Genomic DNA, 18,432 nt, shown 5'->3' on the forward strand with positions numbered 1-18,432 from the left:
CGTGTTTGATATCGGGTTCTGGGAACTAATACTGATCTCCGTGGTGGGATTGGTTGTACTGGGGCCGGAACGCCTACCTGTCGCGATCCGTACGGTATCGCGCTGGGTTGGAGCTGCACGTAATATGGCGAACTCGGTCAAGGATGAACTGAACCAGGAGCTCAAGCTCCAGGAACTTCAGGAAAACTTGAAAAAAGCCGAGCAGATGGGGATGAAAGATCTCTCGCCAGAGCTGAGGGACACTGTGGAGGAGCTGAAAAAAGCCGCCTCGGATGTGCAGCGCCCTTATGCCGACAACAAAGACGAGCAGCCCTCGGCGACGACCTCTCAAAAGCAGGATTAATATAAGTCACTATGTCTACTGTTGAAGATACGCAACCGTTATTCAGCCACTTGCTTGAGCTGCGTAACCGTCTGTTGCGTTCCATCCTGAGTGTCATCGTGGTTTTTCTTGGCTTGGTGTGGTTTGCCAACGACATCTACGCCTTTATGTCCGCCCCCTTGGTAGAACGTCTGCCGGAAGGGGCGAGCATGATCGCAACAGATGTGGCATCACCATTCTTTACGCCAATTAAGCTCACATTGGTGACCTCGGTGTTTATCGCCGTGCCGATGATCTTGTATCAGGTTTGGGCTTTCGTAGCGCCGGGGCTGTACAAGCATGAGCGCAAGCTGATCATGCCGCTGCTGTTTTCTAGCTCGCTGCTGTTCTATGCGGGCGTGTGCTTTGCCTACTTCGTGGTGTTCCCACTGGTGTTCAGCTTCTTTACCAGTGCAGCCCCTGAAGGGATCACGGTAGCGACAGATATTGCCAGCTACCTCGATTTTGTGCTGGCCTTGTTCATGGCATTCGGTATTGCCTTTGAAATTCCGGTCGCCATTATCCTACTGTGCTGGACAGGAGCAACCGATCCGGAAAGCCTGCGTTCCAAGCGGCCGTACATTATTGTTTCTGCCTTTGTGGTGGGGATGATGCTGACACCGCCGGATATGATTTCGCAGACGCTATTGGCTATCCCAATGTGTTTGCTGTTTGAAGTCGGCTTGTTCTTTGCGCGCTTCTATGTGCGTAAGCCAGAAGAAGATGACGCAGCCGAAGAGCAGTAAGGCATTTTGTAGCCTGTGTCACAGACAAAAAAAACCGGCCGAGGCCGGTTTTTTTATATCTTGAGCCGATTAGATCTCTTCACCCCATTTCTCAACAATTGATTCAGCCAGTGCTTTGTCTTTCACGAGTAGGCTGAAGTGGTTTTTATTCTGCTCTTCACCACCGTCAACAATCGTTAGGATGTTGCTGTCCTTGGTAACCAACTTGATGTACATATCGTTGTCACCTTCAGGGAAATCAAGAATTAGCTCATTATTCTCGATTCGCCAGCCAATGGTGAAGTCTTCCTCACCCTCTTCAGAGATAACAACGTTCTTGTCCTTGCTAAAGGCCATCGCAGCCAGCATTGGATAAGGCTTGTGATTGGTAGAGTCATCAGAGAGGAAGTGCCATGTCTGATCGGCAATCATTGCTTCTGTGATAGCTGGGAACTTAAACTCCTCGCCAGTGATATCAACCCTTGTCCAGAAGTTAAGATCGTTCTGCGGGGTAACCGCGAGGCTAGTTTGCTCGGACACATAGATGAACTCTTCGATGCTCTCTTCACCGCCCTCAACATGGACAAGTGAATTGCCTTCGATGATGTATGCTTCTGTCATCGATGCATCAGTATCGTCAACGACAGTTAGCGTTCCGTCTTGCAAAGTGATCTTAAAAATACCCTCGTCTTGCGCATAGTATTTATTCATGCTGACAAAGCTAAGGGTTTGACCTTCAAGGTAACCGTTTAGAGACGCAATGATCGGTTTGCTTTCAACGGTGCCATCGTCATTGATTTCAATGACGAAGTCATCGAGTTCGTCACCGTTATTGATGCTATCTTCGATAACTTTCGCGATGTCATCAGCTGACTCTGACAGTGCTTCAGAATCGTTGTCTGCCAAGCTTGGCGCCAGTTCATTGGTCAAACTGCGTGCCATCAGGTGGGCTTTCTTAGCGGCATCTGCGCTGCCATCATGCGCTTTGGCTGCAACATAGTCACCGGAAACGACAGCGGAGTCGAGATTTAACTCTGTCGCCAAAGCCTCTACGGTTTTGTTTTGTAGCTTGGCAATTGTGGTAAAAGGTGTCACCACCTCACTCTGGGCATGTGCAATCAGCTCATAGCTGTTACCCAGTTTTCCTGCTTTATCGCTATCTGTCGTCTGGCCGGCAATCGCTTGGGCGATGACGGCGTATTTCGCATCTTCTGCCTTAATAGTGATAGTGCCATGGCTGTCTGTTAGCCCGACAATCTCATCACTGTCACATGAGCTATTGCTATTTCGATCCACACATACTTGCGCTTGAGAAAGGTAGCCGTCGATCACTTTGACTTGCTTTGCGCTCGGTTCGACAGGGGTAGAGGGATCGGATGAATCACTGCCGCAACCGGCGAGTGTTAAGGCCGCGATCATAGAAGCTGCAATAGCTGAGTATTTAAACTGCATTGTTTTTCCTTAATGCAAAACTGTTGTTGTTATTTTATTTTCTGTGTCAGCGCAAAAATGCTCTGGACGGTGCAGATATATAGAGCTGTTTTCTCTTTTATTCAACAGCTTATGAAGGTGGGTGTGATTGATAGCTCAATAATGCCGCTATTTGTGTGGTTGCATACCTCTAGGGTATACCTTGGTGCGGTCCGATAAGGGGGCAGAGGGGGGCTGATGAAACGGGTAATAAAAAAGCCAGCGGCTAGGCGCTGGCTTTGGCTATTCATATGGTTTCTATTAGAAGAAGATATGCGCCATCATTGCGATAACCGGCAGGGTCACCAGAGTACGCAGGATGAAGATCATGAACAGCTCCCACGGTTTGACCGGGATTTTACTGCCGATCAGTAGGGCACCGATTTCAGACATGTAGATCAGCTGGGTGACCGACATGGCAGCAATTACAAAGCGGGTCAGATCGCTCTCGATACCCGAAGCCAGAATCGATGGTAGGAACATATCGGCAAAGCCGACCACGATAGTTTCAGACGCGGCAGCCGCTTCTGGAATGCGCAGTAGCTCCAAGAACGGAATGAACGGCTGACCCAGCAGGCTAAACACCGGTGTGTTCTCGGCAATGACCAGGGCAATGGTACCGATCGCCATGACCACCGGCAACACGCCGAAGATCATATCAATCGCATTTTTAATCCCTTCAACGACCATGCTACGCAGGCTCTTCACTTGCGAGGCTTTTTCCAGTGCCTGTTCAAGGCCAAAGCCAACCACCGTCTTGCCTTCCGGCAGGGCTTCGATATCACCTTTTACTGGCTCACCATCGATATAGCGGTCTTTCTTCCACGATAGCGGTGGCAGGCGAGGGACAATCACTGCCGCCGCCAGGCCAGCCAGGCAGACTGTCATATAGAACGGGGCAAACATGTGCTCCAGGTTGACCTGGGCAATCACCACGAGGCTGAAGGTGATCGATACCGCGGTGAACGTAGTACCAATCACGGCCGCCTCGCGCTCGGTGTAGATTTTGCTTTCGTACTGCTTGCTGGTCATCAGTACGCCGACACTGCCGTCACCCAACCAAGAGGCGATACAGTTAACTGCCGAGCGGCCCGGTAGGTTGAACAGCGGGCGCATTACGCGGGTGAACAGGGCGCCAACAAACTCAAGCAAACCAAAGTTAAGTAGCAGGGGTAATAGCAAACCGGCAAAAAGGAAGACAGAAAAGAGGACCGGTAAGAGATCATTGAGTACCAGACCGCCGGTATCACCGTGGTGGATCATTTCAGGGCCGATGCCGAAATAGGTCATGATCACGAAGATAGCACCCAGCTGCTGGACGATAAACCAAGGCAGGGAAGGGTTGAGCAATCCGCTGAAGAAGCTGCTGTTCAAGATCGCTTTAGGCTTCAATAGCTTGGTTATAATCGAGGCGATAGCGGTCAGGGCGATCACAAAGGTCACTATGGCTGGAAGCATATCACCAAAGACGGCTTGGACAGATTTAGCCAGTATGGCAATAGGGATTGTCAGCGAATCCTGGTAACTGACGGGTGCCATGAAAAGGAAGACACCGAGAAGTGACGGTAGGGCGAACATGAGCCATGGGCTCTTCTTACCGCTTTGGGAAATAACCTGATCCTGCATATTTGGCCTTTAACTGATTGATAAGCTAAGAGTAAATAAATGCTTCATTCTCTTTGGAATAAATATTCACTGATCTTTCATAATCAGGACAGGCAAGATTACAGTTTTTCATGGTGAAATGGAATTATTTTCGCCAATATATGCGCTTTTATTCATTATTATTCGCTATTGTGTGATAATTATGGCGAAGGATCCTGCTGGTAAATCAAGCTAAGTATGAATGATATGCTGCTATTTGACTGGGGCTGCTAACAAAAAAGGAGCTCAAAGAGCTCCTTTTTGTTATTCGAGTCGACTGATCGATGTTGATGATCAGTACACCCGTTACACGCGTGTAATTAACGCATGGTAACGAACTCTTCGGAGCCAGTAGGATGGATAGCCACCACCGAATCGAAGTCCGCCTTGGTCGCGCCCATCTTCATCGCGACACCGAAGCCCTGGATCATTTCGTCAACGGTGTAGCCGATGCCGTGCAGGCCAACCACTTTCTCGTCAGGACCGGCACAAACCAGCTTCATTTTGCATGGCTGGCGGTGTGCGGTAACGGCGGTATACATAGCGGTAAAGCCAGATTGGTATACTTTGACGTTTGCTTCGCCAAACTCGGCAATGGCTTGGGCTTCAGTCTGGCCGATAGTCCCGATTGGCGGGTGGCTGAAGACCACGGTTGGGACCAGCTTGTAGTCCATCTTAGCGTCAGTTTTGTTGTTGAACAGGCGCTCAGATAGTTGACGACCGGCCTTAACCGCAACCGGCGTCAGCTCGATACCGCCTTCCATGATGTCACCCACACAGTAGATGCCTTCAACATTGGTTTGCTGGTACTCGTCAACCTTGATGTAGCCGCGGTCGTTGGTTTCAACGCTGGTAGCGGCCAGGTTGATCTTGTCGGTAGTAGGGTTACGGCCGATTGCCCAGATCAGGACGTCAGTGTTGTGTGATTCGCCGTTTTCGAAATGCAGGGTCACAGAGCCATCGGCTTCTTTAACGACTTCTTTTGGTACGCTGTGGGTGTGCAGAGTTGGGCCTTCTTTATCCATCACCTCAACCAGGGTGTCGATGATCATCGGGTCGAAGCTGCGTAGTGGTGATTCTTTGCGGACAAACAGGTGGGTATCGGTACCCAGTGCGCTGAGTACGCCGGCAATTTCAACGGCAATGTAGCCAGCACCAATAACCGCGGTACGCTTAGGCTGTGCGTTGAGTTCGAAGAAGCCGTTTGAATCGATCCCGTGCTCGGCGCCCGGTACGTTCGGGATGGTTGGCTCACCACCGACGGCGATCAGAATGTGGTCGGCGGTGTAGTGTTCGCCGTTTACTTCGATGGTTTTCGCATCGACAAACGTAGCGAAGCCATTGATCACTTCAATTTTGTTATTGCCTAGCACGTTGTCGTAAGCGGTGTGGATACGGCTGATGTAAGCTTCACGGCTCTCAACCAGCTTACCCCAGTCAAAGCCTTTGACATCAACGTCAAAACCGTAGTCTTTGGCGTAAAGGTGCATCGCTTCAGCAATTTGGGCACCGTGCCACATTACTTTCTTCGGCACGCAACCGACATTGACACAGGTGCCACCCAGTGCCTTGGCTTCGACCAGTGCCACCTTGGCGCCGTACATAGCCGCACGGTTTGCCGAGGCAATACCGCCACTGCCGCCGCCGATACAGATGTAATCAAAATGCTTTGCCATGACTTTACTCCACTTTTTTTTGATTTGGTAACAGCTCCTGCTGTGCTTGTCCTAGTGTAATCAAGAAAGGGAAGAGTTACGAGAGGGGGGGATCGAGAAAGTTGGAACAAAAAAAGACAGGAAAAATAAGGCGGGAAATCCCCGCCTAACAATCTGTTACCGGATGCTGCGGACTTATTCCGGTACGATCCACTCTACTTTGCAGTGGCCGTGGTTTGGTGCGATGGCCTCTTTCAACCAAGGTAGAATAGCCTGCATTTGGCCTTCCAGTTTCCACGGTGGGTTGATCACAATCATCCCCGACGCGGTCATGCCGCGCTCCTCGGTATCCGGTTCGACACCCAGCTCGATTTGCAGAATCTTGCGGATCCCCAGATCTTCCAAGCCCTTGAGCATCTTGTCGATATTCTCGCGGTAAACCACCGGGTACCAGATCGCATAAGTGCCGGTTGCCCAGCGCTTGTGGCTTTCTTTGATCGCCTTAACCACATCCATGTACTCGTGCTTGAGCTCATACGGTGGGTCAATCAGTACCACGCCACGACGCTCTTTCGGTGGCAGGCTGCCTTTGAGGCGGGCAAAGGCATCCTCTTTGTAGATGCGAACCTGGCGGTCACCACGGAACTCCTGCAGCAACAGCGGGAAGTCACTCGGGTGCAGCTCGGTCAATACCATGCGATCTTGATCGCGAAGCTGGGCGCGGGCAACTTTCGGCGAGCCCGGGTAGTAGCGCAGCTCATCACCCTGGTTCAGTACCTTGATCGCGTCGATATAGCTGGCAATGTCAGCGGGGATATCGTCACGCTGCCAGATCCGGGCAATACCTTGCTTGAATTCACCGGTCTTTTCACTGCGCTCATCCTGAAGATCGTAACGGCCAACACCGGAGTGGGTGTCATGGTAGACGAACGGTTTGTCCTTTTGTTTCAGGGCATCCAGGATCAGACTCTGGACAATGTGCTTGACCACATCGGCATGGTTGCCGGCATGGAAACTATGGCGGTAGCTCAGCATGGCTGGGATCTCGACAGAATAGGGATAAATTGGGTCAGTATTATCGCCAATTGGCGAGGAATAGCCAGCAACCGTGATGACTTTCATGCTTGAGATGTTAATCCTAGGTTAAAATAAGAGGGCGGCGTTACGATTTAGTGCGATGAAAGGATTGAATTTACGCTGTTCAAGACGCATTTAATAAAGGACAACTAATTTAAGGAATTGCGCATGACTAACCCATTACTGTCGATGACGGATCTGCCACCGTTTTCGCTTATCCAACCCGAGCATGTCAAACCTGCGGTCGAGCAGGCGATTACCGATTGCCGGGCTGCCGTGGAGCAAGTGCTGGCGGCTGATACGCCGCCAAGCTGGGAGACAATCTGCGTGCCGCTAGCCGAGACAGATGATCGCCTGAGCCGGATCTGGTCACCGATCGGCCACCTCAACGGGGTGAAAAACAGCAATGAACTGCGTGAAGCTTACGAGAGCTGCCTGCCGATGCTGTCGGATTACGGCACCTGGGTTGGTCAGCACAAGGGCCTGTATGAAGCGTTCAAGGCGATGAAAGCCGATGATAGCTTTGTCGATCTTAGCCAAGCCCAGAAAAAATCTATTACTGATGCGCTGAAAGAGTTTGAATTATCGGGCATTGGTCTGCCAGCCAAAGAGCAACACCGCTATGGTGAGATCAGCAAGCGCTTGTCTGAGTTGTCATCGACGTTCAGCAATAATGTGCTTGATGCGACCATGGGCTGGAACAAGCTGGTGAGCGATGAGGCCGAACTGGGTGGGTTGCCGGAGTCTGCCCTACAGGCAGCCAAGGCCACGGCCGAAGCCAAGGAGCAGGACGGTTACCTGTTTACCTTGGATATTCCGTCGTACCTGCCGGTGATGACCTACTGCGAAAATCGCGAACTGCGTCAGGAAATGTATGAAGCTTTCGTGACCCGCGCTTCCGACCGCGGCCCGAATGCCGGTCAGTGGGACAACAGCGAGATCATTGCCGAGAAGCTCAAACTGACCCATGAAATTGCCCGTTTGTTGGGTTTCAATACCTACAGCGAGAAATCACTGGCGACCAAAATGGCGGAGACGCCGGATCAGGTGCTGGGCTTTTTGAACGATTTGGCCAGCCGTGCCAAGCCTCAGGGTGAGCGAGAAGTGGCCGAACTGCGTGACTATGCCAGCAGCGAGTTCGGTGCCGAACAACTCGAGCCATGGGACTTTGCTTTCTACGCCGAGAAACTCAAGCAGCACCGCTACAGCATTTCTGATGAGCAGCTACGTCCTTATTTCCCAGAGCACAAAGTGGTTGCCGGCCTGTTCGAGGTGCTCAAACGCGTGTTCGGTATGGATGTCACAGAGCGTACCGGTGTTGATACCTGGCACGAGTCGGTTAAGTTCTACGATATCTTCGATAGCCAAGGCCAGCTGCGCGGTAGTTTCTACCTTGATCTGTATGCCCGAGAGCACAAACGCGGTGGTGCCTGGATGGATGAGTGCATGGTTCGCCGTACCCGTCAGGATGGCAGCCTGCAAGCGCCAGTTGCCTACCTGACCTGTAACTTCAACAAGCCGGTCGGCGACAAGCCAGCCTTGTTTACCCATGACGAAGTGGTCACCCTGTTCCACGAAACTGGCCACGGTATCCACCATATGCTGACCCAGATCGATGTACCCGCTGTATCGGGTATCAATGGTGTGCCATGGGATGCGGTTGAATTGCCAAGCCAGTTCCTGGAAAACTGGTGCTGGGAAGAAGAGGCGCTAGCCTTTATCTCCGGCCATTACGAGACCGGCGAGCCATTGCCAAAAGCCATGCTGGACAAGATGTTAGCGGCCAAGAACTTCCAGTCGGCGATGGGGATCCTGCGTCAGCTCGAGTTCGGCTTGTTCGATTTCACCCTGTACACCGAATACGACCCTGAACTGGGTGCCAAAGTGCTAGAGACGCTGGCGGATATCAAGTCCCGTGTGTCGGTGGTCCCAAGCCCTGAGTTTGGCCGCTTCCCGCACAGCTTCAGTCATATCTTTGCTGGTGGCTACAGCGCCGGTTACTACAGCTACCTGTGGGCCGAGTTGCTGTCATCGGACGCCTACTCGCGTTTCGAGGAAGAGGGGATCTTCAACACCCAAACCGGTGCCGACTTCCTGGACTGTATCCTAGAGCGTGGTGGCAGCGAGGAGCCGATGGACTTGTTCAAGCGCTTCCGTGGCCGTGAGCCTCAGATCGATGCATTGCTCCGCCACAGCGGCATCACTGGCTAATTTGGTTTCAAACTGGTTATTTTGCTCGGTTTCTGCATCGAAAGTGCTCATTGATTATCATCAACTCCGCGCTTTCTCTTTGAACCCGAGTAAAATTCCTGCGTTTAAATTACAAATTAGGGGAGGGAGGAAGTGGTTATCAACTCCGCGCGCCCTCTTAGCGATGTAGCGAAATTCCTGCGCCAAATAAAAACGGTCAGACAATAAAAAAGCACCCCATGGGGTGCTTTTTTTGTCAGTGTTACGGGTTACTCGCTGGTGATGATGGTCAGCGGCCAGCCCATGTCGCTTTGGCGGGTGGCTTCTTGCTGCAGTTCGGCATCGGTCAGCGGGTTGGCAGCCAGCCAGCTGGCTGGCAGTGTCAGGCTCAGGGCATTGTCCTGAGCCGTCAGGGTGAACGGCGGCTGGTGGCTGCTGTCGCGGCGGTGACATAAGATCACAGCCAGACGCAGCAGGCGCAGCAGGCGAGTGGCACTCTGAGCCGACAGGGCATGTTGCTCTGGCAGGCTGGTCAGGTTCTCGCGGTAGCGGCGCAGCAGTTCACCGATCAGGTGTTTCTGGGCACGGGTGAAACCGGGTAACTCACTATGATGGATCAGATAGGCGGCATGCTCACCGCTTTTCTTGAATTCAATCATGGTGCCGATTTCATGCAGTGCGGTACTGGCATCGAGCAGGTAATTGGCTTGCGGCTCCAGGCTCCATTCTGACAGACAGCTGCCAAGTAGGGCCCGGGCGGTGTTGCTGACATTGCCGGCATGGGTGCCATCGAGCTGGAATCGGGTCTGCAGACTCTGCAAAGTACGCTCACGGACATCGTTGTGGCGCATCTGGCTCATCATTTCATACACCATGCCTTCGCGCAGCGCGCCACCGGCAAGGGTCATCGACTCGATACCCAGCGACTCGAAAATCGCGATAAGGATAGACAGGCCGCTTGGGAATACCAGGGCACGCTCGAGGGTCAGCCCTTCGATATCCAAATCTTCCAGGCGCTCATACTGCATGGCCTGGCGCTGCATCCGCTTGAGTTTCTGGACGGTGATGATTTCATCCATCCCCTGTGCCAGCATGATCTCCTGGAGGGCCTGTACGGTACCGCTGGCACCGACGCAGGTTTGCCAGCCCAATGTCTGGTACGGCTCGACAATCGGGGCAATGGCTGCTTTGGCGGCTGAGATGGCTGCGTCAAAGTTGGCGGCGGTGAGGCAGCGGTCTTTGAAATAGCGCTCGAGCCAGGTCACACAGCCTATTTTCAGGCTGGTCAGGGCACTGGCATCAAACCCCTCGCCAATGATCACTTCGGTGCTGGCCCCGCCAATATCGACCACCAGACGCTTGCCGCAGCCGCCGGAGGTGTGGGCAACGCCCTGGTAGATGATCCGGGCTTCTTCTTCACCAGGAATGATATCGACCGGGTAGCCGAGGATAGCCTCGGCTTTGGAAAGAAAGGCCTCGGCATTGACGGCGGTGCGCAGTGCGGCAGTCCCGACAATGCGAATGTTACTTGCCGGAATATCTTGCAGGCGTTCGGCAAATAGGCTGAGGCAGTCCCACCCCCGTTGCATTGCCTCAATACTCAGCGTGTTTTCGCTGTTGAGGCCAGCTGCCAAGCGGACTTTACGCTTGATCTTGGCCAGGGTCTGGACGGTGCCTGCGACCTCCCTGACAATCCACATGTGGAAGCTGTTGGAGCCAAGGTCAATGGCGGCATACAAGGGTGATACTGTTCTTTCCATAGACATATCTATCTTTTACTGCTGTTTATTCTGCGGTGGACGGCGACGGCTGCGCTGGCGCGACTGGCCTTGACGCTGTGAGCCACCACCACTGCGACGGTTGCCACCTTGGCGCGGTGAGCGAGGAACGCTAACTGGCGGCGGCAGATCATCTAGCAGGGCTTCCGAGTCATATTTCGACAGCGGGATAGCATGCTCGATGTAGGTTTCGATTGCCGGCAGGTTAATGGCATATTGTTCACAGGCAAAGCTGATCGAATGGCCACTCGCGCCAGCTCGGCCGGTACGGCCAATACGGTGCACGTAATCTTCGGCATCGTCAGGCAGGTCGTAGTTGAATACGTGGGTTACCTGTGGGATGTGCAGGCCACGGGCTGCGACATCGGTTGCTACCAGGATATCCACTTCACCTTGGGTGAACTGCTCTAGGATGCGAACACGCTTCTTCTGTGGGACATCACCGGTTAGCAAGCCAACACGATGTTTATCAGCCGCCAGGTGGGCCCAGATATCTTCACAACGATGCTTGGTGTTGGCAAAGATGATCGCGCGATCTGGCCATTCTTCTTCGATCAAGCTTTGAAGCAGGCGCATCTTTTCTTGGTTCGATGGGTAGAACAGTTCTTCCTGGATACGGTGACCGGTTTTCTGCTCTGGCTCGACAACCACACTCTCAGGCGAGTTCATGTGTTCGAAGGCCAGCTCTTTGACACGGTAAGACAAGGTCGCCGAAAACAGCATGTTCAGACGTTCCTGCGGTGCAGGCATACGGCGGAACAAGAAGCGGATATCTTTAATAAAGCCAAGGTCAAACATACGGTCAGCTTCATCCAGAACAACGGCCTGGATAGAACGCAGATCGATCACGCGCTGCTTGTAGAAATCAATGATACGGCCACAGGTGCCAATCAAGATATCGACGCCCGCTTCGAGGGTTTTCTGTTGTTTCTCGTATGCTTCACCGCCGTAGGCAAGACCTGCTTTTAGGCCGGTGCTTTCAAGCATTGGTTTGGCATCGTTGTAAATCTGGATAGCCAGTTCACGGGTTGGGGCCATAATAATGGCACGAGGATGATTTTGTTTACGATCCTCTTTTGCTGGGTTTAGCAGCAGGTAGTTGAAAGTCGCGGTCAGGAAAGCCAGGGTTTTCCCTGTGCCTGTTTGAGCCTGACCAGCAATGTCACGGCCGGAGAGCACTACCGGCAATGCCAGCGCCTGGATAGGCGTACAATTATGGAAGTTATTAGCTTCCAATCCTTGTAAAACCTGAGGTTCTAAACCCAGGTCGGCAAATTTTTGCTCTGTGATGTGAGTCGTCTTCATTCGTATAGAATATCAGCTTAGGGTTGCAATACGAAACGGATTCCATTCAAATAGGACATCGATTTGCTGGTTAAAATCAAATCAGCTAACAAAATCAACCATTGGAGTGGAAGATGAGCGACAAGATTGTGCAGCTGACAGACGCAAGTTTCGATAGCGATGTAATTGCTGCTGCAGGCCCGGTACTAGTCGATTTTTGGGCTGAATGGTGTGGTCCTTGTAAGATGATTGCCCCAATTCTTGATGAAATCGCGGATGAGTACGAAGGTAAGCTGACTATCGGTAAATTGAATATCGACCAAAACGCAGCGACACCACCAAAATTCGGCATTCGTGGTATCCCGACTCTGCTGTTGTTCAAAGACGGCAGCGTAGCGGCAACCAAAGTAGGTGCCCTGTCAAAGAGCCAGCTTAAAGAGTTCCTAGACGCGAACCTATAAGCAACTCTGCTTCGAACCGTGCACAATTTCTCGTTGTGCATGGTTTGACTTGCGTCTATGCTAGACGTATGAGATCTTTAGTGCTAACTTATTGCACGTAAATTGTAAATTCGTTCATTCCTTGACCAGCCCCATTGGTCAGCTTTATCTCAATTAATATAGAACCCCAATTTTGACTGACAAGAAACCCACCACTATGAATCTTACTGAACTAAAGAACCAACCTATTTCTAAGTTGGTTGCGCTTGGAGAAAGCTTAGGACTGGAAAACCTGGCGCGTTTGAGAAAACAAGACATCATCTTTGCGATTCTCAAGCAGCATGCGAAAAGTGGTGAGGACATTTTTGGCGATGGTGTTCTAGAAATCCTTCAAGATGGCTTCGGCTTCCTCCGCTCAGCAGACAGCTCTTACCTCGCCGGTCCAGATGATATCTACGTTTCCCCTAGCCAAATCCGCCGTTTCAACCTTCGCACTGGTGACACTATTTCCGGCAAGATCCGCCCGCCGAAAGACGGTGAGCGTTACTTTGCCCTGTTGAAGGTTAACGAGGTTAACTACGATAAACCGGATAACGCGCGTAATAAAATTTTGTTTGAAAACCTGACTCCACTGCATGCCAACGAGCGTATGCGTATGGAGCGTGGTAACGGTTCGACTGAAGACATCACAGCACGTGTTCTTGATCTGGCTTCGCCAATCGGTAAAGGCCAGCGTGGCTTGATTGTTGCTCCGCCAAAAGCGGGTAAGACCATGTTGCTGCAGAACATTGCCCAGAGCATCGCCCACAACCACCCAGAGTGTGAGTTGATGGTATTGCTAATCGATGAGCGTCCGGAAGAAGTAACCGAGATGCAGCGTCTGGTTAAGGGTGAAGTCGTTGCGTCGACCTTTGATGAGCCAGCATCACGTCACGTTCAAGTGGCAGAAATGGTTATCGAGAAAGCCAAGCGCCTGGTTGAGCACAAGAAAGACGTTGTTATCCTACTGGATTCGATCACCCGTCTGGCACGTGCCTACAACACCGTTATTCCATCATCAGGTAAAGTACTTACCGGTGGTGTTGATGCCAACGCCCTGCACCGTCCTAAGCGTTTCTTCGGTGCTGCACGTAACGTAGAAGAAGGCGGTAGCCTGACTATCATCGCAACGGCACTGGTTGATACCGGTTCTAAGATGGATGAAGTTATCTACGAAGAGTTCAAAGGTACAGGTAACATGGAACTGCACCTGTCTCGTAAGATTGCTGAAAAGCGTGTTTTCCCGGCGATTGATTTCAACCGTTCAGGTACCCGTCGTGAAGAGTTACTGGCGAAGACTGATGAGCTGCAGAAGATGTGGATCCTGCGCAAGATTGTTCACCCAATGGGTGAAACCGATAGCATGGAGTTTTTGATCGACAAGCTATCGATGACCAAGACCAACGACGAGTTCTTCGACGCGATGCGTCGTCAGAAGTCCTAATACTGAAACGTCGTTCTGTCGAACGTCTCACAGTTTGAAAAACGCCACAGTTTGTGGCGTTTTTTATTTTTGGTACACTGGTACCCTTAATTGATCGTTGTTCAATTGCGACTTTGCTGGCAATTGGGCCCGGTACATCGATATACTGTGTTTGTTATCAAATTGTGACTTTGGATCAGGGTGATCCTGATAACCGACATATCTTTTTTCACCAAGGAGGTGACATGCGACTAGGAAAGTGCATGCAGATAGGCTTGCTGGCTGCAGGGATCATTGCGGCTCAGGCTTCGGCTCAGGTTGCCTTGCCGGCGACAGAAACGACCGAGCAGGAAGTCAACCAAGTCCAGTCTTCCCTACAAGTTCAAAACCGGGTATCGGCCTTGCGCCAATACTATGACAACAGTGACTTTGCGTCGCTGGAAGCCCGGTTATCCCCATTGCCCCCATTGCAGCAAGAAGCGGTACGTAGCCAGCTGATTGACCATGCTATCGACTATGCGGCTAAACCCGACGGTTTGGATCAGATCAAGGCTGATTGGCTTGAGGCGCAGGCGGCCCGCACGCCGGCGTTTAATGTCGTTGAACAAGGTGATGGCTACCTAGTGACCAAATCAGCTTTCCACTATGGCGCCAAGGCGCGCAGTTTGGTGGTGCGCTGGCAGCAGCAGCTGTTGGCCCTGCAGATGGTGGATCTGGCAGAGGACGGTGAGCTGCAACTGTCGCAATGGCTGAGCGGGGGGAGCCATATCCAAACCACTCGGCGTGATATTTTCCTTGCCCAATTGCCGGCATTATCTGAAACGGCGGTGGATGAACTGGCCGCGCAATTTACCTCGGACAGCAAATTGGTTTGGCTACCTGATAATGCCGCGATAGCCGCTGTGGCGGCGGCCTCTGGTGACGAGGGGGTTTACCATTTGCTGTGGCGGCGGCGCAGCGATCAGTACAGCCTGGCCGAGCTTAACCGGCTGGCAGAACTGGCACCGCAGCCTGCGGCCACCAAGCAGTTGATGGCGGCGACGATTAACCCAACATTGAAGTTGCAGGCCTATCGTGCCCTGATCACCCTCAAGCCTTTGCCGGTGGCAACCAGAGATTTTCTCAGTGACAAACTGAGCGAAGTCGATGATGGCGAGCTGGTGGCGGCTGAACTTGCCCGCAGCGGTTATCTTGACTGGCTCGAGCAACTGGCGTCGGTCAGCCGCAGCCAGGTACTGCAGAAGAATTTCCGTTCGGCAGTTGCCCAGCTCCCCTAGGTCGGATTTTCCGCTGTCCTAGCGTTAACAAGTCGTTATAATGTTTGATAATGATTATTTGTACCCGGTGTCTGTAACCAGCACCGGGTGCTGGTGTATTTAGGATAGGTAGCCGCAAACCGATGAAGTTCAAGGATCTGCGAGAGTTTATTGACTATCTGGAACAACAGGGCGAGCTCAAGCGTATCTCGCAGCCTGTCGACCCGGATCAGGAGATCACTGAAATCTGTGATCGCACCCTGCGTGCCGGTGGTCCGGCGTTGTTGTTTGAAAATCCGGTTGGCTTTGACATGCCGGTACTGGCCAATTTGTTTGGTACCCCGGGCCGTGTTGCCATGGGAATGGGCCGGACCGAAGTCCGCGAGTTGCGTGAGGTCGGCAAGCTGCTGGCTTATCTGAAAGAGCCAGAGCCACCGAAGGGCTTCCGCGAAGCACTGGATAAACTCCCGGTGTTCAGGCAGGTATTGAATATGCCGGTCAAGCGGCTGCGCAGTGCCCCGTGCCAGGACATTGTCTGGCAGGGTGACGAGGTTGATCTGGATAAAATTCCGGTGATGAGCTGCTGGCCTGATGATGTGGCACCGCTGCTGACCTGGGGGTTGACGATCACCAAGGGGCCGAACAAAAAACGCCAGAACCTCGGGATTTACCGCCAGCAGAAGATCGGCAAGAACAAGATCATCATGCGCTGGCTGGCCCACCGGGGCGGTGCGTTGGATTTGCGCGACTGGATGGAAGCCCATCCGGGCGAACGGTTCCCGGTGACGGTGGCCTTCGGAGCCGATCCGGCGACGATTCTCGGGGCGGTGACACCGATCCCTGATACTTTGTCGGAGTACGCGTTTGCCGGTTTGCTGCGCGGGCGCAAGAGCGAAGTGGTCAAAAGCCTCAGTAATGAGTTGGAAGTGCCGGCCAGCGCTGAAATCGTGCTGGAAGGCTATATCGACCCGGACGAGTTTGCCGATGAAGGCCCGTACGGAGACCATACCGGTTACTACAACGAGGTCGAACGCCACCATGTGTTCACGATTACCCATGTGACCATGCGCAAAGACCCTATCTACCACAGTACCTACACCGGACGTCCGCCAGATGAGCCCGCAGTCCTCGGGGTAGCATTGAACGAAGTGTTCGTGCCTATCTTGCAAAAGCAGTTCCCAGAGATTGTTGATTTTTACTTGCCGCCTGAAGGGTGTTCCTACCGCATGGCCGTGGTGTCGATGAAGAAGCAATACCCAGGCCATGCCAAGCGGGTGATGATGGGGGTTTGGTCCTTCCTGCGCCAGTTCATGTACACCAAGTTTGTGCTGGTGGTCGATGAAGATGTTGATACCCGTGCTTGGGGTAGCGTGGTCGGTGCGATGACCCGAAATATGGATCCGGTACGCGATACCCTCCTGATCGATAACACCCCAATAGATTCTTTGGATTTTGCCTCTCCGGTAGTCGGCCTCGGCTCCAAGATGGGGCTGGATGCGACTCGGAAGTGGGACGCTGAAACGGCCAATGCTGCCGCTTATTCCCGTCCGCAAGTCGACTTGGATCACCCAGCTCTTGAGCAGGATATCAAGCAGCGGTTTGCCGATGTGGTTGATTGCTACCTGCCGCAAACGGCTGAGTGTGCTGGCATGGCGATTGTCACTATCAAGAAGGAAAGCGTCGGTCAGGCACGGCAGGTCATGGAAGGGATCTGGTCGTTGTTGGCCGGGCAAACCGATACCAAGTTCATGATCGTCTGTGACGATGATGTCGATGCCCGCGACTGGAACGATGTAATTTGGGCGATTACCACCCGGATGGATCCGAGCCGTGATACCCTGATGGTTAGCCCAAGTGATGGGCAGGGGGCCAGGATTGGCCTTGATGCCACCAATAAGCTGCCGGGCGAGGCTTCCCGTGAATGGGGAACGCCGATTACCAAGTCGCCCGACGTGGTTGCCCGAGTCGATGCCATATGGGACGACCTGGGGATCCTGAGTTAATCTGGTTAGTAAGCTCAGTCTGTATCCCAAGTTAGTCTATCAAGTGTGATTAGCAAAGCCCGGCAGAAGCAGGGCGTGAGAAAATAAATATGTACCAAGTCCGCCTGCTGCCCCATGACATGACGTTCACCATCGACGGTGAGCAAACTGTTCTCGAGGCCGCGCTCAACGCAGGCATTGCATTTCCCAACCGCTGCCAGGTCGGTGCTTGTGCTATGTGCATGTGCCGTAAGCAGCAGGGAACGATACGCTATCAGCTCGAGCCTATGCTCACCGAGAAGGAGCAGGCCGAAGGCTGGATCTTTGCGTGTCAGGCAATGGCAAGTAGTGATTTGGTGCTCCAGCTAGATTAGAGGAAGAGAATGTCCATCAAATGCGAAGTAACATCCGTCGAGCCGTTAGCCTGTAATACATTTCGTATCCTGCTGCGTCCAGAGACAAACATTGAATTCAAAGCGGGTCAGTACCTATTGGCCGTGATGGGCGAGAAGGACAAGCGTCCGTTTTCTATTGCCAGCAGCCCGTGCCGAGAAGGAGAGTTGGAGCTGCATATCGGTGCCGCCGAGCATAACGCTTACGCCATCGAGGTGGTGGAGAGCATGAAAGCTGCGCTGGCGGCGGGTACACCGATTGAGATCGAAGCGCCGCATGGCGAAGCGTGGGTGCGTGAAGACAGCGACAAGCCATTGCTGCTGATTGCTGGTGGTACCGGTTTTTCCTATGTGCGCAGCATCTTGGACAACTGCCTGAGCCGCGGTGTCAGCCAGCCGATCTTTGTTTACTGGGGCGGCCGCGACGCATGCCAGTTGTATGCCAATGATGAACTGAATGCACTGGCGGATCAGCACGGTAACCTGACCTATGTTCCGGTGGTTGAAACCGCGCCAGCTGACTGGCAGGGCAAGGTAGGCAACGTGCTGGACGCGGTCAGCGATGATTTCGTCAGCCTGTCAGCCTATGACATCTACATTTGCGGCCGCTTCGAAATGGCCGGCGCGGCACGCGAGCAGTTCTCGGCCGAGAAAGGTGCCGAGCGCGAGCGCATGTTTGCCGATGCGTATTCGTTTATCTAAATACCGTTCCTAGA

Annotated in this window: 15 protein-coding genes; 9 read left to right on the top strand and 6 right to left on the bottom strand. The window is 52.8% G+C overall.

Features of this window, described 5'->3' with window-relative positions; all coding sequences use genetic code 11:
- The first annotated feature begins 1 nt into the window (after position 1).
- On the top strand, positions 2–343 hold the full coding sequence (gene tatB, locus C9I99_RS14780) for a Sec-independent protein translocase protein TatB (RefSeq protein WP_107349664.1): 342 nt from the start codon (positions 2–4) through the stop codon (positions 341–343).
- An 11-nt stretch (positions 344–354) separates the two neighbouring features.
- A complete protein-coding gene (tatC, locus tag C9I99_RS14785; RefSeq protein WP_107349665.1) occupies positions 355–1,107 on the top strand; it encodes a Sec-independent protein translocase subunit TatC in 753 nt (250 codons plus the stop codon).
- Between the two features lie 69 nt (positions 1,108–1,176).
- On the opposite strand, the gene C9I99_RS14790 is transcribed toward tatC, so the two are convergent.
- The 4 genes from C9I99_RS14790 to C9I99_RS14805 form a co-directional block, all read right to left on the bottom strand.
- Complete coding sequence (locus C9I99_RS14790) at positions 1,177–2,538, bottom strand: hypothetical protein (RefSeq protein ID WP_107349666.1); 1,362 nt, start codon at positions 2,536–2,538, stop codon at positions 1,177–1,179.
- Positions 2,539–2,817: 279 nt separating this feature from the next.
- Positions 2,818–4,182 carry a YjiH family protein gene (locus C9I99_RS14795; protein ID WP_107349667.1) on the bottom strand — a complete coding sequence of 455 codons (1,365 nt, stop codon included), beginning with the start codon at positions 4,180–4,182 and terminating at the stop codon, positions 2,818–2,820.
- Between the two features lie 338 nt (positions 4,183–4,520).
- The gene (gorA, locus tag C9I99_RS14800; RefSeq protein WP_107349668.1) at positions 4,521–5,876 is read right to left on the bottom strand and encodes a glutathione-disulfide reductase; all 1,356 of its coding nucleotides are present in this window, start codon (positions 5,874–5,876) and stop codon (positions 4,521–4,523) included.
- A gap of 174 nt (positions 5,877–6,050) precedes the next feature.
- Positions 6,051–6,890: a 23S rRNA (adenine(2030)-N(6))-methyltransferase RlmJ gene (locus C9I99_RS14805; RefSeq protein WP_107349890.1), complete on the bottom strand. Its 840-nt coding sequence runs from the start codon at positions 6,888–6,890 to the stop codon at positions 6,051–6,053.
- A 210-nt stretch (positions 6,891–7,100) separates the two neighbouring features.
- On the opposite strand from C9I99_RS14805, the gene prlC reads away from it, so the two are divergent.
- Entirely contained in the window at positions 7,101–9,143 is a 2,043-nt protein-coding gene (prlC, locus tag C9I99_RS14810) for an oligopeptidase A (protein WP_107349669.1), read from the top strand.
- 248 nt (positions 9,144–9,391) lie between these two features.
- On the opposite strand, the gene gppA is transcribed toward prlC, so the two are convergent.
- The gene (gene gppA, locus C9I99_RS14815) at positions 9,392–10,882 is read right to left on the bottom strand and encodes a guanosine-5'-triphosphate,3'-diphosphate diphosphatase (RefSeq protein WP_107349670.1); all 1,491 of its coding nucleotides are present in this window, start codon (positions 10,880–10,882) and stop codon (positions 9,392–9,394) included.
- A gap of 15 nt (positions 10,883–10,897) precedes the next feature.
- On the bottom strand, positions 10,898–12,205 hold the full coding sequence (gene rhlB, locus C9I99_RS14820) for an ATP-dependent RNA helicase RhlB (protein ID WP_107349671.1): 1,308 nt from the start codon (positions 12,203–12,205) through the stop codon (positions 10,898–10,900).
- Between the two features lie 113 nt (positions 12,206–12,318).
- Here rhlB and trxA point away from each other — a divergent pair, with 113 nt between their 5' ends.
- The 6 genes from trxA (at position 12,319) to fre (ending at position 18,418) form a co-directional block, all read left to right on the top strand.
- Positions 12,319–12,645 (top strand): thioredoxin TrxA, encoded by a 327-nt coding sequence (gene trxA, locus C9I99_RS14825; protein WP_107349672.1) that lies wholly within the window; start codon positions 12,319–12,321, stop codon positions 12,643–12,645.
- A 196-nt stretch (positions 12,646–12,841) separates the two neighbouring features.
- Positions 12,842–14,107, top strand: a complete 1,266-nt coding sequence (gene rho, locus C9I99_RS14830) for a transcription termination factor Rho (protein WP_107349673.1) — start codon at positions 12,842–12,844, stop codon at positions 14,105–14,107.
- 224 nt (positions 14,108–14,331) lie between these two features.
- Positions 14,332–15,363 carry a hypothetical protein gene (locus C9I99_RS14835; protein WP_166645478.1) on the top strand — a complete coding sequence of 344 codons (1,032 nt, stop codon included), beginning with the start codon at positions 14,332–14,334 and terminating at the stop codon, positions 15,361–15,363.
- Positions 15,364–15,485: 122 nt separating this feature from the next.
- Positions 15,486–17,345: a 4-hydroxy-3-polyprenylbenzoate decarboxylase gene (gene ubiD / locus C9I99_RS14840; protein WP_107349674.1), complete on the top strand. Its 1,860-nt coding sequence runs from the start codon at positions 15,486–15,488 to the stop codon at positions 17,343–17,345.
- Positions 17,346–17,434: 89 nt separating this feature from the next.
- Positions 17,435–17,698, top strand: a complete 264-nt coding sequence (locus C9I99_RS14845) for a 2Fe-2S iron-sulfur cluster-binding protein (protein WP_107349675.1) — start codon at positions 17,435–17,437, stop codon at positions 17,696–17,698.
- Between the two features lie 9 nt (positions 17,699–17,707).
- The gene (gene fre, locus C9I99_RS14850) at positions 17,708–18,418 is read left to right on the top strand and encodes an NAD(P)H-flavin reductase (protein WP_107349676.1); all 711 of its coding nucleotides are present in this window, start codon (positions 17,708–17,710) and stop codon (positions 18,416–18,418) included.
- Positions 18,419–18,432 lie beyond the last annotated feature (14 nt).

This window comes from Photobacterium lutimaris (assembly GCF_003025555.1).
In the GTDB taxonomy this organism is placed as follows: domain Bacteria; phylum Pseudomonadota; class Gammaproteobacteria; order Enterobacterales; family Vibrionaceae; genus Photobacterium; species Photobacterium lutimaris.